The sequence below is a fragment of the Pseudarthrobacter sp. W1I19 genome, from assembly GCF_030817835.1.
In the GTDB taxonomy this organism is placed as follows: Bacteria; Actinomycetota; Actinomycetes; order Actinomycetales; family Micrococcaceae; genus Arthrobacter.
The window spans coordinates 895,742-922,110 of the sequence record NZ_JAUSZR010000001.1; the positions used below are offsets into that span (position 1 = coordinate 895,742).

Genomic DNA, 26,369 nt, shown 5'->3' on the forward strand with positions numbered 1-26,369 from the left:
AGCAACGGCTGATCGCTGCCTTGGCCGTGCATGGACCAGGCATGCGGGGGTATCTGAGCGGCCTGTTGTGGCCGGAGTACCCTGACGCCAGGGCACTGGAAAGCCTGCGCGTTACGGTGCACCTGATTTCCCGCCAGGTGCCCGGGCTGCTGGTTAACGGCGGAGCCATGCTGTCACTGGACGAGCGGGTGGACGTTGATGTGCAGCGCATCAGGTCCCAGATCCAGGCTCTGCAGGAAGACCGGCACAGGGGGAACGGCGCCTCCTTCTTGCATGAGCTGCGCGACGCCGAACTCCTCCCCGGCTGGTACGAGGACTGGGTGGTCTTCGCACAGAACCGCCTGACGGAGGAGCGTTTCCAGGCCCTCGCCCTGTTGGCGCGGAAATCCCTCGCAGCGGGTGACTGTGAAACGGCAGCGGAAGCTGCACACGCCACACTGGAAATTGAGCCCCTCTATGAGCGTGCTGTTTCCTGGCTCGTTGCGGCCGAACTGCAGCGTGAAAATCCCGGCGCAGCGCTGCGGGCCTACGAGCGGTACCGCGAGCAGCTGGAGCAGGACATGGGTCTCCTGCCATCCGGATCCCTCACCGCCCTCGTGGCCGACCTCCTTGACCGCCAGGCCCATCCGGTGGCAGGCCGCCTGATTGCAGCCGCCGGTTCCCTGTTGGGCGGGCGGGCGGCGCTCAACCCCACCTAGGCGGTAACGCAGCCGTAACGGCTCCCGTGCTGCACTCTCTCCATGGGAAACACCCTTCACGACGGCCGGCTCCCGGTGATCTACGTCCGCGGGTTTGCGGGCACCGGCTCCGCGGTCAACAGTGCTGTTGACGACCCCTTTTACGGATTCAGCCAAGGCTCGGTCCATGTCCGTGCCGATGGCGGCGGACGGGCAAAATTCCACCAGTTCGAGTCGCCCATGCTGCGCCTGGTGGCAGACCACCACTACGAGGTGCCGGTCCACGGGGACCAGTGGGCATTCCTTAACAGCGCGGACGCCAAGTCCGTGAATCCGGCCTCGATCTGGATCCACCGCTTCTACGACGACTCGGCGGATACGTTCGATGAGGACCCTGAAGGCTTTAGCTTCGAGGACGCGGCAAAGGACCTGTTCAGCATGATCAAGCTTGTGCTGGAGAAAACCGGTGCCCCCAAGGTCTTCCTGGTGGCGCACTCCATGGGAGGACTCATCTGCCGCTCACTCCTGCAGCGTGTCATCCCCGAAAGCCTGGTCGGCGACGACGGGGGGATCGACCCTGCGGCCGGTGCCAGGTACGTCGCCAGGGTGTTCACGTATGCAACCCCACACGGCGGAATCCGGTTCGCCGTCGGCCTGGGCCTGTTCGAGAAACTCCGGGACGCCACACGCTTCCAAGGGGCAGACATCTTCGGACCCGACCGCATGTATGAATACCTCACACCACCCGCGCTCCGGCGGATCCGGACCCGCGAGAGCTTCCGGGCCACCGAGATGCCCGATGATGGGTTCCCCGTGGATGAACTCTTCTGCCTGGTGGGCTCCAACCCGGAGGACTACGACGTGGCCCTGGGCCTGTCCTCCAAAGCGGTGGGTGCCCGCAGCGACGGACTGGTCCAGATCGACAACGCCGCCGTCAAAGGCGCGGTGGTGGCGGTGGTGCACCGCAGCCACAGCGGACGCTACGGCATCGTCAACTCGGAAGAGGGCTACCAGAACCTCCAGCGCTTCCTTTTCGGCGACCTCAAAGTTGAGGTGGAACTGGTTGGCTTCACCGTGGGCAGGGCCGACCCGCCGGAAGTCGAGTACCAACTCGACGTGGGCCTGGCCATCCGGGGGCTGCCCGTCCTGGTCCATGAACAAAGTGCTGCCCACTTCTGCCCGATCCAGATCGAGCACTGGAAAGAAGGGGACCCCATCGACTCACCGGTCCCGCTTTTGACTACGTTCCTTTCGTCCACGGCCCCGCGGCCCCGCGTGGACGGAAGGGAAGTGCCCCGCCTGCGGCAGGCACTCAAGCTGACGCTGATGTCCATCATCGAAAAGGACGGGCATTTCTTCTTTGCCGACCACCTGGAGCAGACCGAGGACTGGCAGGACACACTGCTGGTGGAAATCGAACCGCCTTCTGAGGGCCGGCCCTTGCCCAAGGCCTGGGCAGCGTGGAACAGCACCATTCCTGGCGCCCTGCGCAACTGGGACGCGGGCGATGAGGACCAGCTGAAGGACACCGACCCCACTCTGAACCGCTGGCAGGGATTCATTCCCGTTCCCGCCATGTCCAGGAGCCTCCTCGGACAAAAAGCCGGCCTCCGCCTGACGGTGACCCCCAGGACACTGGCCCTCTAAAACCATTCACCATCCCCCCGCTCAAAGGAGACCTGAAATGATTGACCCCAATTCCTTCCCAGCGTCCGAGAACGCGTCCGGGTCCGTCCCGGAGGCGGACTATTCCGGGGCCGAGACCACCGGCCGGTTCATCGTGGTGTTTGCCCGGGAAGAGGGCAGCCCGTCCTCGGTGCTGGAATCGGCAGGACTATCCAACGTGGCGGACTCGCGTGACTTCAAGGACCGCGAAGTGGACGTCTCCGAAACCAGCGGCGCAGACGCCACGTTCTTCAGTTCCCTGGGCATCGCGGTGGTTTCGGCGGCGCCGGAGCAGATCGGCGCGCTGCAGACCACCGAAGCGGTCCAGGGTCCGGTGTTGTCCGTATCGCCGGAACTGATCCACCACGTCCTCCCGGCAGCCCCCACTGAATATGTGAGGGGTTACCGCGACGCTGTCCTGGACCTGGATACCCGCCTTAATGGCGGAAACGGTCAGGGCGCGGCGGTGGCGGCACCCCCAACGGTGCCCATCTTCCAGGACACCGCCCAGTTCACGTGGGGACTGCAGGCGGTCCAGGCCCACTCATCCCAGTATTCGGGGCGCGGGGTCAAGGTGGGCGTCCTGGACACCGGCTTCGACTCAACCCACCCGGACTTCGCCGGACGGAACATCACCGTGCGCTCCTTCATCCAAGGGGAATCCGCCACGGACGGCCACGGGCACGGCACGCACTGCATCGGCACATCCTGCGGCTCCAAGTCCCCGTCCACGGGGCCACGCTACGGCGTGGCCTACGAGGCGGAAATCTTCGCCGGCAAGGTGCTCAGCAACGCCGGTTCAGGCAGCGACGCCGGGATCCTCGCCGGCATCGACTGGGCGGTGACCAGCGGCTGCGCCATTATCTCCATGTCCCTGGGAGCCGACGTGCCGCAGGTCCACCCGCCCTATGTGGCTGCGGGCGAGCGCGCCCTGGACGCCGGGACGCTGATCATCGCCGCCGCCGGAAACAACGCCAAGCGGCTCCAGGGCAACACCGGGTTCGTGGGCACCCCGGCCAACAGCCCCTTCATCATGGCTGTGGGCGCTTTGGACCATCAGCTAGACGTTGCCTTCTTCTCCGCACGCAGCCTGCCGGTGCGGGGCGGGCAGGTTGACATTGCCGGCCCCGGCTGGCAGGTCTACTCGTCCTGGCCCATGCCCGCCCGGTACCGGAGCATCAGCGGCACCAGCATGGCAACCCCCCACGCCGCGGGAGTTGCCGCCCTCTGGGCACAGGCCACCGGCTTCCGCGGACGGGAACTCTGGTCCTCGCTGGTCCAGGAAAGCGACCGGCTGATTGCACCGTCCGTGGACGTTGGCTCCGGCATTGTCATCGCCCCGCTGTGAGGACCGCGATGGGGATAATCTGAAGCATGGTCAACATCAACATCACGGTGGACCCGGAGCATGTGTCCGCCATCGCCGATGTCGCGGACGCCCTGCGCGCCCGCGGAATGCAGGTGGAGCAGGTGCTGCAGATGGGCTTCATCACCGGGTCCGCCTCGGATGACCGCCTGCCGGCCCTGAAGTCCGTGCACGGCGTGCAGTCCGTGGACGAGGACCTGGGATACCGGCTCCCGCCCCCGGAGGCAGACATCCAGTAGGCGAAGGGCCTAGCCCCGGATGCTCACCACTGGATGTCCGACGGATCCTCCAGCGGCCGCCGGTCACCCACCGACTCCGGGACCATGAGCGTGTCAGCCTGCCGCAGTGTGTCCGCGAACTGCAGGCTGGTGCGTTCCTCGATTTCGGTCACGGCAACCTGGAAAACCCGGAATTCGTCGAGTTCGAGCGCTTCCACCTGGTTGAGGTTCTGGGTCAGGAGGAAGGCCCTGCTCTTGAGCTGTCCCTGCTCCATAAACGCGATGATCTTCCAGTACTCGCGCGGCAGGCGGGTGCCCCGGTAAGCGCGATCATCATCCTGGAATACCGGGCCGCCGAACACACTGACTTTGAGGTCGTCGACGTCGACGTCCGCGAACACCGCGTCCTCGATCTTTCCCCAGACCCCGTTCTTGCTGCTTTGGTTGAAATCGTCCGTCTGCGGGGTGATGTTGGTGAAGTAGAACGAGTCCTTGTTGGCCCGGCCGGCCTCGTCGATCTCTCCCCAGACCAGATCGGCGCGGCGGGCCAGGTGGCCACGGTCCAGCCGGTTGCCGCGGTACAGCTCGTCACCGGTCTGGACGTCCGCCGGGATGCGGGGGTCCTTGATGAAATCGATGCCGGTCCGGCTGAGCTTTATCAAGCCCGCGCCGTCGATGTTCCACGCCACCCAGCGGGCAAACCGCCGGGACTTACTCATCGAGAGTGAAAAGTGGGTGTAAGGGATGACGTCCGAGCCCGCGAGGCGGACAGCATCACTGTCCAGGTGGGCGGCAAGGGTGGGCAGGCCGATGTGGGGGCCGAGGAAATCGCTGCCGAACCCTTCGGGAATATCCTCGCCGGCTTCAGGAGCTGCCGGCGGACGGAGGGTGATCTCCAGCTTTTCGAACACGGATTGGGGCAGGCAGGCCAGGGCGTGCTCGTCAGGGCTGTCGCCCGATTCCCCGCCGAAATGCAGGCCGGCAAGAACGGTGGTGAGCTCGCCGGCGGGGGTCTTGAAAATCCAGACGGACCCGGAGTCTCCGCCGCGGCTGATTTCCCCGTCCACCGGGGGATTGTCCGGGTCCGGGCCGATTTCGAAGCCGCCGATGGCGTGGGTCCCCGCGGACCCGTAACTAAGTTTTGCGATCACATCCACCCGGCGCACCTTCCCATGGGTCACGCCCGTGGTGCGGCCGCTTTTGACCACCTTGTCCCCGATCTCGGGTTCGCCGAGCTGGTCCGGGGTCACGTCCAAAGACTGGATCGCCGTAGTGAATCCGCGGTCCTCGATGGTTGCCACAGCGCAGTCTCCCGCGACGCCCAGGTGGGAGCGCACCAGCTTGCCCAGCCCGTTCGCGTCCACCCGGTTGTCGTCGTGCGGGCCCGGCTGGACCACCGCGTCACCCAGGGCGCCGGAATCGCCGTGCAGCACATGCCAGTTGCTGAGGATCATCGGGGTCCCCTCGTGCCTGTCGTACACGATGCAGCCGATGGTGCCGGCGCTGGACCGGATGTGGCCCACACTGACCCCCGGCCTGATGGGATCGAGCCGGACTTTGGTGGCCGGTGGCTCCACCTCGGCTACTGCCCGGAACGAGGGACGGTAGGTCCGCTCAATAACATCGGTGGGCACGGCAACCCCGTCCACCACGATCGCTTCCGGTATGGGGGTGGTGTTGAGGCCGTCCAGTGCTTCCGGCGCCGCCTTCTCACCCACCGTGAACTGGAGGGCAATCTCGCCTGTGGGCTTGCCATCAACCACTTTGTGGCCCACACCGATCGAAGTGATGTTGGGGTCCTCGAGGTAGGCGGCGCCTCTGGTCCTGATGAACTGCCGCAGCGAGGCCAGCAACTCCTCGTGATCGGACGTTGCTTCCGGGACGGGGTGGTCGGTGGTGTTCATGCCGTGTCCATTTCCTGGTGGTGCTTTTACTGCCAGCCGCGGCGGGCTGTCCCGGGGTGCGTCGGAGGTGACGTACGACGGCGGCCGCGCGCCGCCGTCGTACCTTACGGTTCCTGCCACCCGCCTGCTCAGGCGCTGACGGACATGCCCAGGGCCGGCATGGTTCCTGATGCGCGTTCCTTGTCAGGCGTGCCGGGCTTGCCCGCAGACTCCTTGGCAGGAGCGTCCATTGCCCCGGCGGGCATGGCCGGTGCTGCCGGCTGCTGGTGCCCGTTGGTTGTGACGCTCCCGGCCATGGTGCCGGTTGGCATTTCCACCGTTTCGGGGACCACGCCGGCGGCGGCCGCGGCCGCGCCGGCCCCCTCCGCCATGGTGGCAGCACCGGAAGCGCCGGTGGATTCTTCGGTCAGGAAAGGACTGTTCTGCCACATGTGCCACAGCGCGTTGTCCGTGCCCCGGACGAAGACCTCCAGCCGGCCGTCAGCGTTGTTCCCCACAGTGATGTTGGAGGTGAGGATGCCGCCCAGGGAGGCCCAGCCGGACCAGCCGCTGTTGGGTGCTGTCTGCCACATGTGCCACAGGGCGTTGTCCGTGCCGCGGACGAAGACCTCGAGGCGGCCGCTCGCGTTCCTGCCTACAGCGATATCGGAGGTGAGGATGCCGCCCAGGGAGGCCCAGCCGGACCAGCCGCTGTTGGGGGCGGTCTGCCACTTGTGCCAGAGGGCGTTGTCGGTGCCGCGGACGAAGACTTCCAGACGGCCGTCCGCATTCCTGCCGGTGGCGATGTTGGAGGTGAGCACACCGCCCAGGGACTGCCAGCCGGCCCAGTTGCCGTTGGGTGCTGTCTGCCACCTGTGCCAGAGGGCGTTGTCCGTGCCGCGGGCGAAGATTTCGAGCCGGCCGTCCGCGTTCCTTCCGGTGCTGATTTCGGAGGTGATCACGCCGCCCAGGGAGTTCCAGCCGGCCCAGTTGCCGTTGGGCGCAGTCTGCCACCGGTGCCACACGGCGCCATCGGTACCGCGGGCGAAGACCTCGAGGCGGCCGTCCGCGTTGCGTCCGGTGGCCGGTGGGCCCGTGATCACGCCTCCAAGGGAGTTCCAGCCGGACCAGTTGCCGTTGGGGGTGGTTTGCCACATGTGCCAGAGCGCGTTGTCGGTTCCCCGGGCAAAGATTTCCAGCCGGCCGTCCTGGTTGTTGGCCACGGCGATCTCGGTGGTGATCACGCCGCCCAGGGAGGCCCAGCCGGACCAGTTGCCGTTGGGCGCGGTTTGCCATCGATGCCACACAGCCCCGTCGGTGCCCCGGACGAAGGCTTCCAGCCGGCCGTCCTTGTTGTTGCCCACCGAGATGTCCGAGGTGAGGGTGCCGCCAAGGGAGTTCCAGCCGGACCATGCCTGCGGTGCTGCCGGGTACAGCGCCCGGAATCCGTCGATGTCGTCCTGGGTGAGGGCCCGTTTGGTGAAGTTGGATGCGACGGTGGGTGCCATCACGGAATTCGCAACGCTCGAGTGCGCGAGGCCTACAATGTGGCCGAATTCGTGGAGTGCCACCGTTTCGATGTCGAAGGCGCTTGCCACTGCGCCCACGCTCCACACGTGCTCACTGTCGTCGAAGTGCACCGGCTTGGGCAGCGTGTTGGTGACGACACTGCAGCCGGGAGGAAAGTCGGCGTGGGCCAGGATGCCGCCCACCATCGAGTGGTCCGGGTCCGCCGCGGGCCGCCATCCGATCCGGATGTCCGGGCTGGAACCGACGGCCACTTCGGTGAACGTCAGTCCGCCCAGGTTCCGCCAGGTCTGGATGGCGCGCCTGATGGCGTCAAACTCGGCGGTGCCGGCGACGTCGTCCGTTCCGGTGTCGAACGCAAACGTCAGGGTCCGGTCGGCCCAGGCACACGCGGTGGAGAAGGCCAGGCCGTCTCCGCGCATGTCCGGAAGCCCGCAGCGGGGCTGCATCATCGCGTCCCGGGTCGCGTCGTCGAACACGCCGGTGACCGGCAGGTGGAAGAACTCCTGGAAGTTCCTCAGGGCTCCTTCGGTGGGGTCGTCCAGGACGCCGATGTCCCGTGAGGTGGATTCGGCCAGGTAGCCGAACCGCTCAAGGTAGGCCTGGACCTTGCTGAAGCCGGGGTTGCCTTCACCCGCGGCCGTGTTTGAGACCGCCGCGAGGTACGGGGCGGCGCGGTATTGCTCTTCAGACATTGGACTCTCCTTCATCAGTTCGGATGCTTCGCAGGATCTGCAGGGCGACGTCCCGTTCGGCGTCTGCCGGTTGGTGGACGACGGCGGTGGCGCGGCCGGGGATGGTGACCGCAACGGTGCGGGTGCCCTCCTCTTCAAACACAACAAAGTCAGCGGATTGGCTGGCCACAGCCTCCTGCCAATGCTCGTAGCCGGGCTTGTCCGCGTAGCGGGTGAGGGGGTCGGCGAAGGGGCTGGCATCCACGGTCAGGCGCATGCCGGCGCCCTCAAGGATGGCAGCGCCGGCCTCGATGCCGTGCTCCTCCGACGGGGCAAGCTGGGCAGGGACGTCCAGGGCCAGGCCCGCCATCCGGACCGAACTCCAGGGCTGTCTCATCACACCGGCCTCACACGCGGGGGAACCACAGGTATGAGTCCATCAGGTCCGCGTTACTGCGCCGTTACTGGTCCTGCCGGCGTGGAGTATGGCGCGGATGATGCCGCTCCGCCCCTTCGCCGGATTGTTGGCGGAATCTAACCCTTCCTACCAGGAGTTATTGGGCAGATAACGGGAGTACAACGGCCCGGAAGTCCTAGTGTCTGCCCAAAAACTCCCACCTCGTGAAGGGGCTTGTAGAACGACGCCCGCGTGCCGCCGTCGTATCTTCTTATAACTGCGCTCCCTGTGAGAACGAAGACCACCTAGTTTTCCGGAACCACATCCAACTTGCGACGGTTAGATTTCTGCTGCATCAGCCGCATGCCCGAGAAGAGGAAAAATACGCCGGGTATCGTCAGCGAAGCAGTGATTGACGTGATTGATACTGCAATGGGTACCTGAGTGAACTGCACAAGCCAGGCCACGGCCTGCAGGACATACAGCGAAGCCGGCAGCCAAAGTGCCATTCCTCTGGATGGGCGAGAGATCAGTGACAGGAGCGACGCAGAGATCCCACAGCCCAGATGAACTACCGTGAGGACAACCACCAGCGGTCCGGTTGACGGGACTGCTACCTCGAGGACCCATACAACCAGATCGGTCGCAATCGCCGCCCATAAAAGCTGGCGTGTTGCTCTGGACCCTCCCGCCAGGCCTGAAACTATCAGTAATACCTGGGCCGTGACCAAGAACAGAAATAGCCAGCTAAGGGCTGTGGATGGGCTCGTCGACCAGGGCCCGACGGCGCGGACGAATCCCGCGGCTATCAGCGAAGTTCCGCTGGCCAAAAGGTATGGCGGCTTGGCAACAATCAGTCCCGTGCGGCGATTCGTGCTTTGCGGAAACAGCCTCTGGGCCGGCTCCGAGGTAGATTGACTTGACCCGATTGCTCCGGCGGGGCCTGGCTCCAAGTCCTCGGCACTGGCTCCCGGGGCGGTCTCACGTTTACTTCGGTCATCTACAGAGTGACGAGCGTTGCCCCGAGCAGAATCGAGTGCTGCCCGCGCCAGTTCCGCGACGCTTGGGACCTCTTCCTCCGCCATCTTCCGGAGAGCGTTCTCTGCAGCCAATGCCAGTTCCGGCGGTCCGCTGTCCCGCAGGTCCGCAAGTTCTGCCACGCCGGAAGCCCGAACACGCGGACGTGGGCTTTCAATCGCAGCAACGATGTCGGCTGGCAGCGGGGCTGGGCGTATTTCCCGTTTACGGACGCTTCGGGCTACTAAGAGGTCTCCCTCTGAACCGTAGGTCCACATGGTAGGTGTTTGCCGGGGCTCTTCCTGGCGGACCTTGTTGAACACGTATTGGTAGAGGTCGGCAACTGTCACATCCCCGTCGCCGTTGACGTCAGCAGCACCTGTCTTCAGTCCGTCCACGATCGCTTTGGTGAACACTGATCTCACCCCCTTTCCGACAACCTCCGTTCCTTCGAAGGAATATTCAGTCGCGCGGGACGCCGTCAGCACAACCTTGCCGCGGCCGGGAAACTTATCCTGCAGGGCGAGGGCCTCGTCCCCCTTTGCACTCTTTGCGAAGGCACCGCTGTGGCAACAGTCGAGCACCAGAATTTGGCTGCGCGCCCGGCAGTCTTCCAGTTGATCATTCAGCCAAGCGGCCGCAACCGAGGTGGCAGCCAAGAATTTGCGTTCCGTATTGGTGGTTGCGTAGTAAAGCCTCCCTCTCTCGTCCAGCAGTCCGTGGCAGGAGAGGTAGACAAGGATAAGATCGCCCGGGCCTACGCTGGAACAGACTTCCATCACGCCCCGCATCAACCTGTCGTGAGGGGCATCGAGGAAGGTGTGGACGTCAAATTTTCCGATTTGGGAGTCCGAAAGGACCTCTGCTAAATCCTGAGTGTCTGTCCCGGGAGCCCGGAGATGAGCAAGGGTGCTTTCCTGATAGGTGGATGTACCGATGATGAGGGCAATACGGCGCTGGGCATCAGTCTGGCTTTGCATGGCGGGAAACCCACAATTCGACCAGACGATCTTGCTCCTCAGAAGTGATATTGGTCAGTTTCAATGTGTCGCCATCGACCGTGACTTCAATGGAATGCAAGTGCTGTCGGAGCAACCAGTCCTTCAACGCGGACACCACTTTTGCCACATCGACTTTGGATATGAGCTTTACCAAAAGTGAACCGATAACGGTGAATTCAATTCCTTTGGCTCCATCTGGGATGTCGCCCTCACCGTGAAATGGCACCACATCCTCGACGTCGAGATCGAGAAGTTCGGCACGGAGGCGTTTCGCAAGGGTATCGAGTTCTTCATCGTCGAGCCCAGGATCGTTTAGCCGTACTCCCAATGCGTCCATTACCGTGCTCCTTCGCCGGAATGATGTGAGGCTCTCGGCGTTGATGGTACTCCTAGGTGTAACGCCGGGACCAGAGCACGCCGGGCCTGGCGTTAATGGAATTTATGCGAATAAGTTGAGCGGGCGGTTGATGCATCGGTTGCTCAACCTCTGGCACCCATCCTGGCAAGGATTTCTTTGGACGGTTTGGCGGTGTTGTCGTCCTGGTACTCATATACGGCGATATGGGCCTCTGTGGGGTCGCCGGCGTCAGAAAAAGCTACCGGCCCCGACTGGCCATCGTAATCGATGTCCTTGTTTTCCCGGAGCAGCGTGACACAAGATGCGTAGGTGTTGCACTTAGCGCCGCCTTCCGACACAGCCTTGAGTTGGCTGGCAACGTCGGCACTCTTGGTGCTTTTGGCGGACTCAGCCGCAAGGGCGATGAGGTTGACGGCGTCGTAGGACTCGCCCGCATAACCAAAAAACGTCAGCGCTGGGTCAATTGTCAGCAGTCGGTTCCTGAAATCATCATCCGCAATCGATTCCGGGAGAACGCCCTGGGCGCCCTTCAGAGTTCCGGGTTGGAAATCTCTGCTGTAGTCTGATGTGTTGCCATCGACCATGAATAATTGGCTTCCACTTATGCCCTTGTCTGCCATCAACGGAATGATGCTCTTCGCCTGGTCAAAGGAGATCAGGGCGACGGCGTCAGGCCTGGCTGCGGAAATCTTTTCAACCTGGCTGCTGAACTCCGAATCGCCGGTATTGAATTGCTCTTCTGAAATCACTTTTCCGCCGGCCTCTTCGAAAGCAGCCTTTATATTTTCCGCGAGGACGCTGCCGTACGGGTCATTCAGGACGATCATTCCGAGTGTCTTCGCACCACAGGCAGCGATGTAGTCGCCCCAGGCACTGCCCGTTAGCACGTCCGAGGGGGCCGTGCGCCAGTAGAGGCCTTTATCGTCCCATGTGCTGAAGTCCGCGGAGGAGTTTGCGGGCGAAAGCTGGATGACGCCGGCGCCGGTTATCTGGTTGATGACGGACTTGGACACGGACGACGAAACAGCGCCGATGACCGCGCTGACCCCGCTCTTCAGCAGTTCCCGCGTTGACTGCGCTCCGATGTCAGATTTCGAATCCCCGGAATCGCGGTGGATCACCTCAATTGGTTTGCCCAGTACACCGCCCGCGTCTTTGATCTCTTTGATGCTGAGGTTGACGCCAGCTGTCGACGGCGGCCCGTAGTGCGCCAGCGACCCTGTTAAGGGCAGGAGAGTGCCGATTTTTAAGGGCTCCGGTGTAGTGGTAGCGGCAGCAGGAATCGCCGCCGCGCCAGAAGGGGCTGAATCTGGCAGGGACGTTACGGAGGTGCAATCCGGGACTGCGCCGTTCCCCGTAGGCGCCGCCTTCACATCTGTCTCTGCGGGATCGTTTGGCTCTGCCGAGACGCCTGGGCCCTTGGGACCGGCAACTGAATGAGGTGAACCCCCACATGAGACCAGGGCAAGTACCATGCTGATACAAAGCGCCAGTTGTATAAGAAGAGACCGCGTTGCCTGCGGGGAAACAACCATTTCAGTCTCCTACTAGTCGTGCAACAGCCTTGTCGCGTCTTTCTCAGCGTTGCTGGTTAGTGCTCAAACTAGTGCAATTTGGCCTTGATTATGAAGGGGCCGAGGCCTCTAACTGACCTACCCATTTAGGAAGGTGGGCCGTACGACGGCGGCCGCGTGCCGCCGTCGTACTCGCTCTGCCTCCCGGGAACTCCAAGGCCCGGTGGGTACAATCGACGCCTAGACGAACGAACACTGCTTTGCCGGAGGTACGGAGAAACAATGTCGGAATGGCTCGAAGTCGGCGCGAACAACTATGTGCTGGTCACCGAAGGATCGCTGCTGAACACCGGACTGATCGTAGGATCCGAGCGGGCCATGGTGATCGATACCGGCTGCGGCCCCCGGCAGGGGCGGGAGATCCTGGATGCGGTGCGGGAGAAGACCCAGCGGCCGCTCGTCGTCGTCAACACCCACGCGCATTACGACCACTTCTTCGGCAATGCCGTGTTTGCTGAAGCCGGCGTCACCGAGTTCTGGGCGCACCAGAACTGCGCCACCGAGATCGACGAACGCGGGGACCTCCAGCGCCGCTTCGTGGGGACGCTGGAGCCGGAGATGTCCACGGGCGAAGGGGAGAACGTGGAGCTCGTGGTCCCCAACGCCCTGGTGAAGGACCAGCCGGTGCTGGTTGACCTCGGCGGGCTCACCGCCACCCTGTTCTACCTGGGCCGCGGCCATACCGACGGCGACCTGCTGGTGGGCACCCCCAGCACCCTGTATGTGGGCGACCTGGTGGAGCAGGGCGCCCACCCGTCCTTCGAAGACTCGTACCCGGAGGAGTGGGCGGATGCGCTCCGGCACATCTCGGCGCTCCGCCACCGGTACGAGTTCCTGATCCCCGGGCACGGGAAGCCGTGCAGCGACCAGTTCGTCAAGACCATGGCCAACACCATGACCACTGCGGTCCGCCAGGCCCGCGGGTCCATCCGGGACACCCCGGACGATGCCACCAAGGCCATCCCGGTGCTGCCCTACGGGCCGGAACAGTCGCGCTGGTTCATCAAGCGGCTGCAGGAGACCCGCCGGGAGAACTAGGCCGCCGTACGGCTCTCAGCACGCTTGATTGAGCGCGTTCACAGCAATCTCTGACATCTCCAGCGCTTGCGGATCGCCAAAGCCCACCGGGTCCGGCCTGGAGCACGGGAAACGGCCATGGCAATCTGCCTGGAACCGTCCGCACTGATCAATGCCAGAGTTGCGTAGCCGCGCACCACCCCAACCTGGCCGAGGCTCAGAGCGTCCTGGCTTAGTCCACTGCATCCGCCGGGCGGGGAGAAGACGCGGCGTCCATCCGCAGCCCGCTATACGCTGTCCCGGCCCCGGCCAGGAAAATCAGGACGGCCAGGTAGACCGGGCCGAGGTGCCCAAGCGTGGCCAGGCCCCACGGGTAGTGCGCGGGGACAGAGACGGCCAGTCCCACGACGGTGACGACGACGGCTGTGGTGAAGGCCCACCGTTCTCCGCGCCGCACCCCGAACCAGGCGAGGCCGGCAAGCGCCAGCCCGGTGGCGGCGATAAAGCCGCTGAGGGCGATGTGCAGGTGGCTGATGTAGTGATACAGCTGTGGACTGAACGCCTCGACGTCTGCCTTGGTCTTGTCCACTTCATCGGGCCCGATGCCCAACTCCAGAAACGTGCCGGCGAAGTTGAGCACCAGGAAGACGGCGGCGTATGCCACGAACGCCAGGCCGGCCAGTGCCATGAGGGCGGCTCCGGTCCGGAGGCGTGACTGCTTTACTGGCGGAGATGCTTGGATGGCAGGCATAGCCACCACGGCCTTTCCTGTTCGCGCTGGTATGTGAATCAGAAGGCCAGACCTGGGGCTTGTCAAGAGGGCTCCGGGAGCTCCTTCTGCCTCATTTTTCCGGGCTTTGGACCCTGATCTTTTCGGGCAGAGATAGTTGGGTTGCCTGGACCCTGTTCGCCATACCGTAGAAGGGAAGGGGAGGATGCCGTGCAGGAATGGAACCGGGCCGTTGAGCTCATTGAGGCGGACCTGACCGCGCCGGTCGACGTCGGCAGGCTTGCCCGCGTCGCGCTCACCTCGGAGTACCACTTCCGGCGGATGTTCGCCTCGCTGGCCGGCATGCCCGTCTCCGAGTACATCCGGCGCCGGAAGCTCACAGCGGCGACGGCCGAAATCCTTGCCGGCCAGGGGGTGCTGGACGTCGCAACACGCTACGGGTACGGGTCCGCCGAGGCCTTCACCCGCGCCTTTAAAGCCATGCATGGACTCAGCCCCTCACAGGCACGTCGCCCCGGCGCCGTGCTCCACTCACAAACGCAATTGAGATTCCATCTTCGAATCGAAGGGAGCGCAGGCATGAAACACCAGATCGTCAAGAAGGAAGCCTTCCGCCTGATTGGCCTCAAGACACGGATCCGGCTCGTCTATGAAGGACCAAACCCAGGCATAGAGGCGTTCGAACGGGGACTGGACCCCTCGGTGCGGCCACGCCTGGCCAAGCTGTCCGACACCGAGCCGCTCGGCCTCGTGGCGGTCACCGAGAACATCGAGGAGCCGGGAACCGAGGGAAGCGAACTGGATTACTGGCGTGCCGCGGCATCGATCCAGCCGGTGCCGGAAGGATTTGACTCCAAGGAAGTCCCGGCCGGCCTCTGGGTGGTCTTCGAGACCGAGGGAAAATTCCCCGAGGCCCTGCAAAAGCTGTGGGCCGACGCCGCCGCCGAGTGGTTCCCCGCCAACCCCTACTTATGGGCGCCGGGGCCACAACTGCTGAGCGTCCAGCCGGAACCGGACGGTTCGAGGGGACGCGGACAGCTGTGGATTCCGATCGAAGCGAAAACCACTCCGCCTACCGCCTAGCAGCGCCAGCGTACGGGCTGGTGCTGCCAGGTGGCCGGCAGATTCCCTGAATCCCAGGGACGGGCCGGAACCGCTGCCGCTTCAGTGGCCTGACACGGCTGGCTGTGCTTTTGCATGGTCATCCTGCGGGGTTTCCACGGAGCCGACCACCGCCAGGCTCAGCTGCTGCGGACCGGTCACGGTAAGGGTTACCGCCGAGGCCGTGATGGGCAGCGGAACCGCCATGATGCCCTGTTGGCCGGAGATCTCCAGCACTCCGGCGTCGATGATGAGGCGGACGTCTGTCCCCTCAGCAACCGGGAGGAATACTCCGGTGAAGTCGGCGTTGCCGGGCGCCGTCACCTCCAGGCCGTTCCCGTTGTGGCGGAGCGCGGCCAGCTGGCCGTCCGGGGTACCCAGGCAGATGACCGTCCCAGCGGCGACCGTACAGCGAAGGTCCGCGCCGCCGTCGAGCACACTTTCATAGGCACCGCCGCCCAACTGCTCCACGCGTGCGGCTTCCGTGTAGTTGGCGAGGTCGGCGTGGGGTGTGGCCACCAGGGTGCCGCCGTCCAAGGTGAGTGTGTGGGGGACGCTGAGGGCGCTGGCCCACCGCCCTTCGGGGCTGATGACGCCGCGGACCCAGAAGATCAGTGCCGGCACACCGTCCTTGTCCCGGAAGAAGGAGGGCGCGTAGTAGCTCTTGCCGTAGCTGAGCTGGCCCCACGAACGTGCGGTGAACGTGCCATCGGCGTAGCTGCCCACCCCGTAGGCCACGTAGTGCAGGACATCGTCCTCCCAAATGGACGTGACCAGCACGTGCGAGCCGTCAATCTCGAACAGCTGCGGGCACTCCCACATGGTGCCGGTCCACACCGGTTCCATTTCGGCGCCGGAACGCTGTGCGGCGATGCCGTCCAGGGTCCACTGCTGCAAATCCGGGGAACTGTAGGAGACTGCGGCTGCCGTGCCGCCCTCAAGCCCGGCGCCCACGAACATGCGCCACTGCCCGGCGTCGCGGAACACGAACGGGTCCCGGTAGGCCACCACGCCCAGGTCCGGCGCGGTCATCAGCTTTCCACCCTTGGTCCAGCTGTTCCAGGAAGCGTCGTCCGGGGTGGCGGTCCGCACGGTGCCGATGCCCAAGTCCGGCTCGGTGACGGAGGTGTAGAACATGGTGGCGGCGCCACCGGTGTCCGTCGCGATGGAACCCGACCAGGCGCCGTCGTCCCCGTCACCAGGCGCGACCGCGACGCCCTGCTCCGTCCAGGCAACCATGTCCGGGGAAGTGGCATGGCCCCAGTGGCAGTTGGACGCCCAGGTGATGCGGCCGGGAACGTACTGGTAAAAGAGGTGGTACTGGCCGTCCTTCCACGTGACGCCCAGGGGATCGTTGATCCATCCCTCGGCGGCGGTGAAGTGGAAAGCGGGCCGCGGTAGTTGCGCGTTCATGCTAGTCCTCGTCTTGGTGGGTGGGAGCGGTCAGGCGACCGGGACGCTGTCGGCGGCAAGGAACCGCTGCCGGATGTCCCGGGCCTGCTCGGCATTGGCCTTTTCCCATTCGTCTATTTCGGACCGGCGCTCGTTCCGGACGGCGTCACGGGCCTCCGTGAATTTCTGCATCCGCTCGGCGGCGGCATCGCGGGCAGCCTGCTGCGCGGGCGTCAGCTCCGGCAAAGGGAGTTCTTCCACCTGGTCCCGGGGGCGCAGCGGCAGCCGGTCCTCCACGGCGTCGATGTCCAGGACCGGGGAGGGGAGCGTCTGGTACCAGTAGGCGGTGGAAGACCAGTCATCGGAGAGGTGGTTGGCGTGGCCGTGCTCGAACGTGACCTTGATGCGCTTCTGGAACCGGATGGGATCGGTCATGTGGAAGCGGTAGCTGTGGTGGAAGCCGGGCACGTTTTCCTCATGGACCATGGTGCCGTTCATGAGGAAGGCGTTGTGCTGCATGCCCCAGGCGTGGCCGAAGTAGTCCTCCATGCCGGTGCCGTGCAGGCTGGGCGGCCAGGTGTCGTCATCGATGAAGATCATGTCATCGCCCTCGCCCCACCAGGAGCCCTGGAAATGGCGCACGGCCAGGTTGCAGCCCACGTAGTGGCCCTGGCCCTCGGTCTCCAGCACAACGTAGTTATCCTCGCCGGTGAGGTTGGGGATGGCCACTTCGATGCTGTTGGTCTGCAGGTCCGGGCCCCAGCCGGCGTTGGGCTTCTGACGGCGCCAGTGGGCGTGGAAGTACGCGGTGTCTTCCGGGAGGGGCTCGGTGTAGAGCTCGTAGTCGATGTAGAAGTACTGCAGGTAGGGGATATCGTTCTGGTTTTCGACGACGATCCGGGCCCGTGAGTTGAACGGCATCTCGAAGTAGCTGTTAAAGGCCGCGCTGCCGCCGAAGGTGTTCAGCTCAGGTTCTTTGGCGGAGACGGAGAGCGGCAGGGAGTCGTAGGAGCCGGAGAGGGAGTTGAGCAGGCCGAAGAAGTCGCCCAGGGGTGCGATGACGCTCGGGGTTTCCTGGTCATCCCAGTACATTTTGAGGACGATCTTGCGGTAGTAGTCCGGGTCCACCACTTCCCAGCTGACGCCCAGGGCGTTGTGGATTTCCAGCATGGGGACCCCCACCAGTTCGGGGGAGATCTGCCCCGGGCCGGGCTGGATGCGGCAGGACTGGGTCATCCAGATGTGGGTGATGGCGCCGGGGCCTTCGAGGTCTGCCAGGACGCGTTCCTCTCCGGGCATGATGATCCAGTTGTCCCGGTTGCGGCCGGTCTGGTCCCAGCTGGAGGCGCGGGCGGTGCGGGCGGAGGAGAGCTTGGTGAGGCTGGAAAGCAGGCCGGAGCGCGGCGATGTTGCCATGGTGGTTCTTACCTTTCGGGAAAGTTGTTTGGTTTAGCCCTTGACGGCTGACTGGGTGAGGCTGGCGATGATCCAACGCTGGGCCACAAGGAAGACAATCAATGCCGGGGCGATGGCGATGGTGGTCGCGGCCATCACCTGGGCCACGTTGCCGGCGCCGTAGGGACCGAGCATCAGGACCAGGCCCAGCGGGAGGGTGGCGGTATCGGTGCTGTTGAGGAAGATGGACGGCGCGAAGTAGGCGTTCCAGCTGCCCAGGAAGGTGATGACGCCGAGGGTGCTGACGGCGTTCTTGGCCAGGGGAAGGGCGATCAGCCGGTAGGTCTGCCAGGCGGTTGCCCCGTCCATGCGGGCGGCATCGATGATTTCCTGGGGCAAACCCAGGAAGAACTGCCGGAGCAGGAATACTCCCAAGGCTCCGGTGATGCCGGGCAGGATCAGGCTGAGCGGGTTGTCCAGCAGACCGAAGGTCCGCATGAGCAGGAACAGCGGGATGATGGTCACCTGCGCCGGCACCATCAGCGAGGACAGCAGGCCCACGAAGATGGAATTGCGGCCCGGAAATTCCAGTTTGGCGAAGGCGTACCCGGCCATGGGAGCGGTGATGATCATGCCGACGCTGACGGCAATCGCTATGACCGCGCTGTTGAACATGTTCCGCAGGATAGGCACTGGTCCGCTTACCGCTGCCGCATAGTTTCCCCAGTCCCATTCGGTGGGCAGCCACTGCGGCGGCAGGTCGTAGGCGTGACTGGCGTCCCGGAGGGACGTGGTGAACATCCACAGGAAGGGGGCGATCATTCCGACGGCGCCCAGGACAAGCAGCCCGACGGAAAGGGACTTCCCGACGCCGGCACGCCGCCGCCGTCGTACGTCCTGTCCTGCAACGGTGCGGGAGGGGAGGACGGCGTTACTCATTGTTCACCCATGACTTCCTTAGGCGGAACTGCACCATGGTCACCAGCATGATGATCAGGAACAGGGTCACCGCGATGGCTGAGGCGTAGCCCATGTCGAACTTGTTGAAGGCCACTTCGGCGATGTACATCACCACGCTGCGGCTGGCATCGCCGGGACCGCCGCGGGTGAGCACAATGATCGATTCGTAGATTTGGAACGCGCCGATGATGGTGATGGTGATGTTGAAGAACGTGGCCTGGCTGATCATCGGCAGCACAATCCGGCGGAAGATCTGCCACTCGTTGGCGCCGTCCATCCGGGCAGCCTCCACCATGTCCTTGGGGACTTCCTGCAGGGCGGCCACAAAGATCAGCATCGCGAAGCCGACGTTCCGCCACGTGTCCACGATGACCACAGACACTTTGGAGAACTCCGGGCTGTTGAGCCAGTCGATCCGTTCCCCGCCCAGGGCCGTGAGGTAGTAGTTCAGGATGCCCGTGTCCTTCTGGAAGAGCGCCTGCCAGATGATGGACACGTACACCAGCGCCACCAGGTACGGGAAAAAGTAGGCGGAGCGGAACACGTAGGTCAGTGCCCGGGGGAGCCGCTGGTTGATCAGCACGGCGAACAGGAGCGCAAAACCATTTATAAGGACGACGGCGGCGCCCACGTAGAGAACAGTGTTGCCGTATGTGGTGGCCAGGCGTTCGTCCCGGAACATCCGGACGTAGTTGTCGAAGCCGATGAACTTGGGTGCCGTGAGGATGTTGTACTTGGTGAGGCTGAGGTACAGGGCCGCGACGAGCGGACCGAGGACGAAGACCAGGAAGCCGATCACCGTGGGTGCCGTAAACAGGTAGCCGGTGAGGGCTTCCCGACGGCGGGCGGCGCTGCGGTGCCCGGGGCGGCCCCCGCGCCCGGACGGGGGCGCGGGCGGCAGCTCGGTTTGGGGGACGATCAGGGTCACTGCTGCAACGCCTCCTCAACATCCTTTTGGGCCTTCTGGAGGGAGGCGCCGATGTCCTGGCCGGACATGATCTCGTCCATGGCCCGCATAAACGCCGGATCCAGCACGTTGTAGGCGCGCGGAGCCGCTACCGGCTTCGCGTAGGAAAGTGAGTTGTAGAACTCTTCGGCGTGTTCCGGGGAAGCCAGGAACTCCGGGGATGAAGCGGCGGTCCTGGTGGACGGAACGGCGGCGCCGGCGTCGGCCCATTTCTTCTGGGTCTGCTGGTCAGTGAGCATCTTGATGAACTCCCAGGACAGCTCTTTGTTCTTGGACGCTTTGGAGACTGCGAAGGCGCCGGCGCCGAACACGGTGGACTTGGTGGTGCCCTTCGGCCACGGCAGGATGTCGTAGTCGCTGAAACCGGCCTTTTCGAAGCCGCCGGTGACAAAGTGTCCCGCGCCGGTCATGGCCGCCTTGCCCGCGGGGAACAGCTGGTACGGGTCAGAGCCCTTCGGCTGCGGGGATACACCGTGCTTGGTGACGAGGTCCCGCACCCAGCCCACGGTTTCCTTGACCTTCGCATCGGTGAGCTGGGCCTTCTCCAGATCATCGCTCATCACGGACGTGCCATTGGAGTACAGCCACGGGGTGATGCCGAAGGAGTAGTACGGCATGGCGAACCCGTACACCTTGTCCGCGCCGGAGCCGGTGGTCAGCTTCTTGGAGATTTCCAGGAAGTCGTCCCAGGTCCAGTCGTCGCTTGGGCGTTCGATCCCGGCGGCCTCAAACATCTTGGTGTTGTAGTAGATCACCATGGTGTTGAACGTGTTGGGCATCAGATAGGTGGAGCCGTCCTTGCTGAAGCCTTCGAGGAGCTTGGGATCGATGTCCTCGCGCAGGGACTTGGCCTCCGGATCGTTTTTGAGGAAGCCGTCCAGGGGTGTGAACAGCTCGTTGGCCAGGCCCAGCTCGACGCCCTCGGTGGCGATGTTGATGACATCCGGCGCCTGGCCGGCTGCTGCCTGCGTGACGAGCTTGTTGACGTACTCGGTCCAGGTGGTGATCGGGGTGAAGTTGTTGTTCACCGTGACGTTGGGATACTTCTCCTTGAAGCGCTCGGCGACGCCGTCATAGACGGCTTTGTCGCCGGGATCGCCCCAGTTGGAAACGGAGATGCTGGCGGTGATGTCCTTGGCCGGGGCGGCGTAGGGACCGTCCGCCGCCGGCGTGGCTGCGTCCGTGCCGCTGCCACAGGCTGTCAGGGCCAGCAGGGCAACGGTTGCCGCTGTTGCCAAGGTAGTGCGGACTGTTTTTCTCATGGAATGCTCCTTTGCATGCTGCGCCCGGGGGAGGTGCGCTGGTGGGATGCGACGTTGGTTTGTTTGGGGTTAGTCGGTGGAGCTGTTGCTGGTAGAGCGGCGGAACTCGATCCGGGACTCGAGCCGGAGGATTGTGGCGGGCGCAGCGGGGTTCTCGAGCCGCTGCAAAAGTAAACTCACCGCGCTTTCACCCAGCTGGAACGCGGGCTGGCGCACGGTGGTTATTTGGGGTTGGAACAGGTCCGAGTAGGTGAAGCCGTCGAACGTCGCGAAGGCCATGCTGCCAGGCACCCGGAGTCCTTCGTGCTGTACAGCCCGCAACGCACCTGCCGCCAGGAGCGTGCTGCAGGCGAGGATCGCCGTCGGACGTCCTGAGGGGGTGGCCAGCAGCGGCCGGACCCGGTCGAACGTGGCTGCCGCGGTGACTGTGCCTTCGCAGAGAAGTTCGGGTGGTACTGCCATGCCTTTCGTGAGCATGGCGGCCCGGAAACCGTCATAGCGCTCGCGGAGCGAAGACACCCGCAGGTCCCCGGAGACGAGCAGGATCCGCTCGTGGCCCTGGGACGTGAGGTGGTCAACCAGGGCTGCCATTGCGGCCTGGTTGTTGACGCCAACCTGGTCCACCTGCCCCTGCTCCCCGCCCAGGTCAGCCAGCCGGTCCAGCAGGACCAGCGGCTTCTTTTCCTTCCGGATCCGCTCCAGCAGCCCGGCAGTTGAACCCGCCGCCCGTGCGAGGATGAGGCCATCGACCCGGCGGTCCAGGAGGGCTTCCACAGCTGCGCGCTCCCGGACGGGATCTTCCGCCGAGTTGGCCAGCAGCAGGGAGAGGCCGTTGTGCGCAGCCGCCTCCTCCACGCCATGCACCATGTCTGCGAATGCCGGCTCCCCGGCATCGGAGACCACCAGGCCGATGGAGTCGGTCCTGGCGCGGCGCATGGAGCGGGCCAGCACGTCACGCCGGTAGCCTGTGGCCTTCACAGCGCTTATGACACGCTCTTTGGTTTCCGGCTCGACGTGCCTGGTCTCGTTCAGGACGTGCGACACAGTGGACGTCGAGACGCCTGCAAGTGATGCGACATCGACGATGGTTGCCACTGCGACTCCTTCTAGCGAAACGATTGCGCGAACGTTTCGATAGTAGAGACAAACGTTTCGATGTGCAATGGGTCACGTTGAAGTTTTTGGGATGGGGTTTCCTCTGGACGGGCCGGGGGCCGGCTTCAGGCCAGCTTCATGCACGCATCGAAAAGTCCCCAGGCCGGTGTAGCCTACACAGGAACCAACCAGCCTGAGGGGGCAGAGCATGGATACACCCGGCTACTTCACCACCGCCTATCCCGGCGCCACACCGTTGACCCGCGGATGGAAGCTCATCATCGCGTTGGCCGCTGCGGTGGGCCTGGGTACCTGGGTGGGGCTGGCATTTCTCTGGTCCGCTCTTTTCCTCGCCCAGCCGGGAACACTTGATGTGCTGGAACGGGCACCAACCGATCAGGATGTGCTTGCGGGAGACTATTCGGACCTGGAGGGAGAGGTGTGGTTGGAGGATGTCCGCTACCTGGGGGCGTACAACAACAACAACTACTTCGTGGCACCGGACCGGCTGGACAATACCGGCTTTTGCCTCATCACCGAGCGTGTCCTGGCGGACGGCGGATGGAACGCAAGCTGCGGGCGGCTTATCGACGGCCGGGATGCGCTCACCAGCCTTTCCGACCCGGAAGGCAGGCTGGTAGTCCTCGTTCCGGACCAGTTCGACCACCGGCCGCTGGAAGCTGACGGCTGGGTAACTGTCCACACCAACCTGCTGGTGGAAGTGAACGATGCGAGCCGCAGCCGGACCGGTTCAGAAGGTCCGGACGCCAAGCCCGTCAGCCTGGGCTAGGCGGGGGCTGGGCCGGTTGACGCCCGGTATTCGATGACGGGGGCGAGGCGGACGATGGCCGGTTCACGTGACTTGTCCGCGATCCGCTTGGCCAGGAGCTCGGCCGCCGTGGCGCCCACATCGAAAGCCGGCTGGCGGACCGTGGTGAGCTGGGGTTCGAACAGGTCAGCGTAAGCGAAGCCGTCGAAGGCTGCGAAGGCAATGTCCTCGGGCATGCGCAGCCCCCGCTGCTGGATCTGCCGCAGCGCAGCGGCGGCGAGCACCGTGCTGCAGGCAATAACGGCCGTTGGTGGCTTGGCCGCTCCCAGGGCCTTGCGGATTTCGGCGTCGGTCTTCTTGGAGTCGTGAGCTGCGACGGCCAGTTGCTTTGCCGCGGGGATGCCGGCGGCCGCCATGGCTTCGGTGAAGGCTTCGTGCCGCTCCCGCAGGGTGGCCACGCGGGTGTCCCCGGCGATCAGCAGGATCCGTTCGTGGCCCTGGCCAGTGAGGTGCTGCACCAGTTCCCTGATGGGCTCGCGGTTTTCCACGCCCACTTGGTCATAGGGGTCGTCGGACAGCCGGTCCATCAGCACCAGGGGAGTCTCATGGTTGGCGAACTCGGTGAGGGCGTCCAGGCCGGAGCCTGCGGCGCGGGCCAGGATGAGGCCGTCCACCCGGCGCTCCAGGAGTGCCTGGACGGCCCGCGCCTCGCGCTGCGGATCCTCGGCGGAGTTGGCCAGCAGCAGGGTGACTCCCTGGCTGGCGGCTGCCTCCTCGACGCCCCGGATCATTTCCGCAAAAGCCGGCTCGCCGCCGTCGGACACTATGAGGCCGATGCTGTCAGTCCGGGACCGGCGCATGGCGCGGGCCAGCGCGTCCTGGCGGTAGGACGTTTCCTCGATGGCTTTCAGGACCTTCTGCCGGGTCTCATCATTGACGTTCCTGGTGCCGTTAAGGACGTGCGAGACGGTGGAGATGGACACGCCGGCAAGCTTGGCCACTTTTACCATCGTCGTCATTGTTGCCGTCCTCAGGGAATCGTTTACGCGAACGTTTCGCGCAGCCTCCGCCAGTTTACAGACGGGTGGCCGGCAGGTGCCGTGATCCAATTAGGGGTTTCAGGAACATAATTGGAGGTGGGCTGGTCGACACGTTCTCGGAGGGGAGTGGTCATGATCGGGGCCCTGCTGTGCAGGCTCAATATCGGGCGCCACTGGCTGGCAGAAACCAATACCGAAGCCCGTTACGCAGACGCTGCAGCCAATGCGGAAGGTGCGAGCGCCGCAACGCCAAGTGGCCCAGGTACCTGTCCGACCGCCCGGGTAATACTATGGGGTTCGCTTCCATCGTGAAAAGGAATGCCGGAGTGGTGGCCGTAGCTCTTGTACTTTCAGGCTGCACGTACAGCGCCCCTGACGAAGCAGCCACAACCCCAGCTTTGCAGCTTGTCGCGGCGCTGGAAGCCTTTGTCGCCGACGCGTCCGCACAAGGAGCGCCTGCTGTGGTCTTCCATGTCCGGAACGGAGACCAGGAGGAGCTAAGAGCCGCCGGGGTGAACAGCCTAGAGTCCAACAAGAAGGCGGTCCCCACGGACAAAATGTGGATCATCGGGGCGGGAACGTCGATGGTGGCCGTGTCCGTGATGAAGCTGGTGGAGGCCGGCACCGTGCGCCTGGACGATCCCGTCTCCGCTCATCTGCCCGAGTTCACAGACATCTTCCCAGCATCGGACCGGGTCACCCTGCGGGACCTGCTGGGCAGTACCTCTGGCCTGCCCGACTACTTTCCACCCCTGTGGATCCAGGAGCCTGGACGAGCTCCAAACCCGCCCGTTGACCTTCGAGGAACGGCTCAGGATTGCGGCCAGCGTGGATCTGCCGTCAGGGCCAGTGTCCTACTTTGCGTGGTCTGCGACCGACTGGGAAGTGCTTGGCTGGCTGCTGGAACACAAACACAACCGTCGACTTGCAGACGTTCTCGCCAAGGATGTGTTTGAGCCGGCATTCATGGCGGCGCTCACCACGGGGCGGCTCATCCGTGAGGAAACGTGAAGAAGCATGATTGATGCGGAGCCGTTTTCTTTGGGCGGCATCCGTACAGATGACGACGTCTGCCCGGGCTCACGCCACGTTTTCGTGTCTGGGGGTGGGGGCCCGTACAGTGTCCAATCCGTTTCCTCTCTGGACGGGGAACGGCAGGCGACGGTCGCTACGGTGCTTCCGCCCCGGGAGTTGAACGTCGCTGACGCGCCTCCTCTCGTTCCCGAGATGGAGGACGCTGTCCTGCAGACAGCCAGGAGCATGTGCCAGCTAGAACACCACAGTTCGCCGGGCCACTCATGCATGTGCGGAACCGTTGCCTTACCCGGCTGTAGGCCCTATCCAGGCATGTAGTCGACCACGAAAGTAGAAGCTCCCTGGGGAGGGGGCTTAGCTGTTTTGTTGCATTATCGTATGTGCCGCAGGCAGGAGTCGGTACGGATTTTGTCATGTCAAGGTTTGTTGGCTCGTTCGCGACGGCTATTTCTTAACACGCCGGCTGGTTTCTGCCGCGAGGACAGCGGCTTAGTTGTGGTTCCCGACTTTGATCGACGCTAGCAGCAGAAGCAGTACGAGCAGGGGGATGAGGACCAGGTTCGGCACGACTTCCAGGAGCAGGCTTCCCAATGGTTCCCTGATGGGGCGCAGTGTCATCGCGATGAGGAACCGTATCCTTTGTCGTCAACACCCACGCGCATCACGACCATTTCTTCGGCATCGCTGTGTTTGTCCACGGGCGAAGGAGAGAACGTGGAGCTCGAGGTCCCTAACGCCCTGGTGAAGGACCGGCCGGTGCTGGTTGACCTCGGCGGTCTGACCGCCACCCTGTTCTACCTGGGCCGCGGCCATACCGACGGCGACCTGCTGGTGGGCACCCCCACCACCCTGTACGTGGGTGACCTGGTGGAGCCCGGCGCCCACCTGTCCTTCGAAGATTCGCACCCGGAGGAGTGGGCGGATGCGCTCCGGCACATCTCGGCGCTCCGCCACCGCTATGAGTTCCTGATTCCCGGGCACGGGAAGCGGTGCAGCGACCAGTTCGTCAAGACCATGGCCAACGCCATGACCACTGCGGTCAGCCAGGCGCGCGGGTCCATCCGGGACACTCCGGACGATGCCACCAAGGCCATCCCGGTGCTGCCTTACGGGCCGGAACAGTCGCGCTGGTTTATCAAGCGGCTGCAGGAGACCCGCAGGGAGAACTAGCTGGACCGCATGCGCACCAACCAGCAAATTCCGAGCCAGCCAAGGCTTCGAGGAGGCAAGCCAATTCCCAATCATCATC

22 protein-coding genes and 2 pseudogenes are annotated in these 26,369 nt (G+C 64.2%); 10 read left to right on the forward strand and 14 right to left on the reverse strand.

Annotated elements, in window-relative coordinates:
• Positions 1-41 precede the first annotated feature (41 nt).
• From QF038_RS04170 to QF038_RS04185, 4 genes are read left to right on the forward strand one after another with little or no spacing between them, the layout of a single operon-like run.
• On the forward strand, positions 42-698 hold the full coding sequence (locus tag QF038_RS04170; RefSeq protein WP_307609029.1) for a BTAD domain-containing putative transcriptional regulator: 657 nt from the start codon (positions 42-44) through the stop codon (positions 696-698).
• A gap of 42 nt (positions 699-740) precedes the next feature.
• Positions 741-2,324 (forward strand): triacylglycerol lipase, encoded by a 1,584-nt coding sequence (locus tag QF038_RS04175; RefSeq protein ID WP_307609030.1) that lies wholly within the window; start codon positions 741-743, stop codon positions 2,322-2,324.
• Positions 2,325-2,361: 37 nt separating this feature from the next.
• On the forward strand, positions 2,362-3,690 hold the full coding sequence (locus QF038_RS04180; RefSeq protein ID WP_307609031.1) for a S8 family serine peptidase: 1,329 nt from the start codon (positions 2,362-2,364) through the stop codon (positions 3,688-3,690).
• 26 nt (positions 3,691-3,716) lie between these two features.
• Positions 3,717-3,947, forward strand: a complete 231-nt coding sequence (locus QF038_RS04185; RefSeq protein ID WP_307609032.1) for a hypothetical protein — start codon at positions 3,717-3,719, stop codon at positions 3,945-3,947.
• A 23-nt stretch (positions 3,948-3,970) separates the two neighbouring features.
• On the opposite strand, the gene QF038_RS04190 is transcribed toward QF038_RS04185, so the two are convergent.
• From QF038_RS04190 to QF038_RS04215, 6 genes are all read right to left on the reverse strand, one after another.
• A complete protein-coding gene (locus QF038_RS04190; protein WP_307609033.1) occupies positions 3,971-5,950 on the reverse strand; it encodes a DNA/RNA non-specific endonuclease in 1,980 nt (659 codons plus the stop codon).
• Between the two features lie 8 nt (positions 5,951-5,958).
• Positions 5,959-8,031 carry a matrixin family metalloprotease gene (locus QF038_RS04195; protein WP_307609034.1) on the reverse strand — a complete coding sequence of 691 codons (2,073 nt, stop codon included), beginning with the start codon at positions 8,029-8,031 and terminating at the stop codon, positions 5,959-5,961.
• Positions 8,024-8,407, reverse strand: a complete 384-nt coding sequence (locus tag QF038_RS04200; protein ID WP_307609035.1) for a hypothetical protein — start codon at positions 8,405-8,407, stop codon at positions 8,024-8,026. The genes QF038_RS04195 and QF038_RS04200 overlap by 8 nt, the downstream gene beginning before the upstream one ends.
• 305 nt (positions 8,408-8,712) lie before the next feature.
• On the reverse strand, positions 8,713-10,404 hold the full coding sequence (locus tag QF038_RS04205) for a caspase family protein (protein WP_307609036.1): 1,692 nt from the start codon (positions 10,402-10,404) through the stop codon (positions 8,713-8,715).
• Positions 10,388-10,762 carry a hypothetical protein gene (locus QF038_RS04210; RefSeq protein WP_307609037.1) on the reverse strand — a complete coding sequence of 125 codons (375 nt, stop codon included), beginning with the start codon at positions 10,760-10,762 and terminating at the stop codon, positions 10,388-10,390. Before QF038_RS04210 ends, QF038_RS04205 begins: the two co-directional genes overlap by 17 nt.
• Positions 10,763-10,905: 143 nt before the next feature.
• Positions 10,906-12,318 carry an ABC transporter substrate-binding protein gene (locus QF038_RS04215; protein ID WP_307609038.1) on the reverse strand — a complete coding sequence of 471 codons (1,413 nt, stop codon included), beginning with the start codon at positions 12,316-12,318 and terminating at the stop codon, positions 10,906-10,908.
• Positions 12,319-12,579: 261 nt separating this feature from the next.
• On the opposite strand from QF038_RS04215, the gene QF038_RS04220 reads away from it, so the two are divergent.
• Positions 12,580-13,395 carry an MBL fold metallo-hydrolase gene (locus tag QF038_RS04220; protein ID WP_307609039.1) on the forward strand — a complete coding sequence of 272 codons (816 nt, stop codon included), beginning with the start codon at positions 12,580-12,582 and terminating at the stop codon, positions 13,393-13,395.
• Between the two features lie 211 nt (positions 13,396-13,606).
• On the opposite strand, the gene QF038_RS04225 is transcribed toward QF038_RS04220, so the two are convergent.
• Complete coding sequence (locus QF038_RS04225) at positions 13,607-14,125, reverse strand: hypothetical protein (protein WP_307609040.1); 519 nt, start codon at positions 14,123-14,125, stop codon at positions 13,607-13,609.
• A gap of 189 nt (positions 14,126-14,314) precedes the next feature.
• Here QF038_RS04225 and QF038_RS04230 point away from each other — a divergent pair, with 189 nt between their 5' ends.
• Positions 14,315-15,187, forward strand: a complete 873-nt coding sequence (locus QF038_RS04230; RefSeq protein ID WP_307609041.1) for an AraC family transcriptional regulator — start codon at positions 14,315-14,317, stop codon at positions 15,185-15,187.
• A gap of 81 nt (positions 15,188-15,268) precedes the next feature.
• Here the strand turns inward: QF038_RS04230 and QF038_RS04235 are convergent, their stop codons facing one another.
• The 6 genes from QF038_RS04235 to QF038_RS04260 form a co-directional block, all read right to left on the reverse strand.
• The gene (locus QF038_RS04235) at positions 15,269-16,618 is read right to left on the reverse strand and encodes a glycoside hydrolase family 32 protein (protein ID WP_307609042.1); all 1,350 of its coding nucleotides are present in this window, start codon (positions 16,616-16,618) and stop codon (positions 15,269-15,271) included.
• A gap of 30 nt (positions 16,619-16,648) precedes the next feature.
• Positions 16,649-18,013, reverse strand: coding sequence for a glycoside hydrolase family 172 protein (locus tag QF038_RS04240; protein ID WP_307609043.1), 1,365 nt, complete (start codon positions 18,011-18,013; stop codon positions 16,649-16,651).
• Positions 18,014-18,046: 33 nt separating this feature from the next.
• Positions 18,047-18,931 (reverse strand): carbohydrate ABC transporter permease, encoded by an 885-nt coding sequence (locus tag QF038_RS04245; RefSeq protein WP_307609044.1) that lies wholly within the window; start codon positions 18,929-18,931, stop codon positions 18,047-18,049.
• Complete coding sequence (locus tag QF038_RS04250) at positions 18,924-19,880, reverse strand: carbohydrate ABC transporter permease (RefSeq protein WP_307609045.1); 957 nt, start codon at positions 19,878-19,880, stop codon at positions 18,924-18,926. The genes QF038_RS04245 and QF038_RS04250 overlap by 8 nt, the downstream gene beginning before the upstream one ends.
• Positions 19,877-21,181: a sugar ABC transporter substrate-binding protein gene (locus tag QF038_RS04255; protein WP_307609046.1), complete on the reverse strand. Its 1,305-nt coding sequence runs from the start codon at positions 21,179-21,181 to the stop codon at positions 19,877-19,879. Before QF038_RS04255 ends, QF038_RS04250 begins: the two co-directional genes overlap by 4 nt.
• Before the next feature lie 69 nt (positions 21,182-21,250).
• Complete coding sequence (locus QF038_RS04260; protein ID WP_307609047.1) at positions 21,251-22,276, reverse strand: LacI family DNA-binding transcriptional regulator; 1,026 nt, start codon at positions 22,274-22,276, stop codon at positions 21,251-21,253.
• 208 nt (positions 22,277-22,484) lie between these two features.
• On the opposite strand from QF038_RS04260, the gene QF038_RS04265 reads away from it, so the two are divergent.
• The gene (locus QF038_RS04265; RefSeq protein WP_307609048.1) at positions 22,485-23,066 is read left to right on the forward strand and encodes a hypothetical protein; all 582 of its coding nucleotides are present in this window, start codon (positions 22,485-22,487) and stop codon (positions 23,064-23,066) included.
• On the opposite strand, the gene QF038_RS04270 is transcribed toward QF038_RS04265, so the two are convergent.
• Entirely contained in the window at positions 23,063-24,154 is a 1,092-nt protein-coding gene (locus QF038_RS04270; protein WP_373461510.1) for a LacI family DNA-binding transcriptional regulator, read from the reverse strand. The genes QF038_RS04265 and QF038_RS04270 overlap by 4 nt on opposite strands.
• A 221-nt stretch (positions 24,155-24,375) precedes the next feature.
• Here QF038_RS04270 and QF038_RS22280 point away from each other — a divergent pair.
• From QF038_RS22280 to QF038_RS04280, 3 genes and pseudogenes are all read left to right on the forward strand, one after another.
• A pseudogene (locus QF038_RS22280) lies at positions 24,376-24,792 on the forward strand (serine hydrolase); the annotation flags it as partial.
• 85 nt (positions 24,793-24,877) lie between these two features.
• Entirely contained in the window at positions 24,878-25,096 is a 219-nt protein-coding gene (locus QF038_RS04275) for a hypothetical protein (protein WP_307609050.1), read from the forward strand.
• 665 nt (positions 25,097-25,761) lie between these two features.
• Positions 25,762-26,290: pseudogene (locus tag QF038_RS04280) on the forward strand (MBL fold metallo-hydrolase); the annotation flags it as partial.
• Between the last annotated feature and the right edge of the window lie 79 nt (positions 26,291-26,369).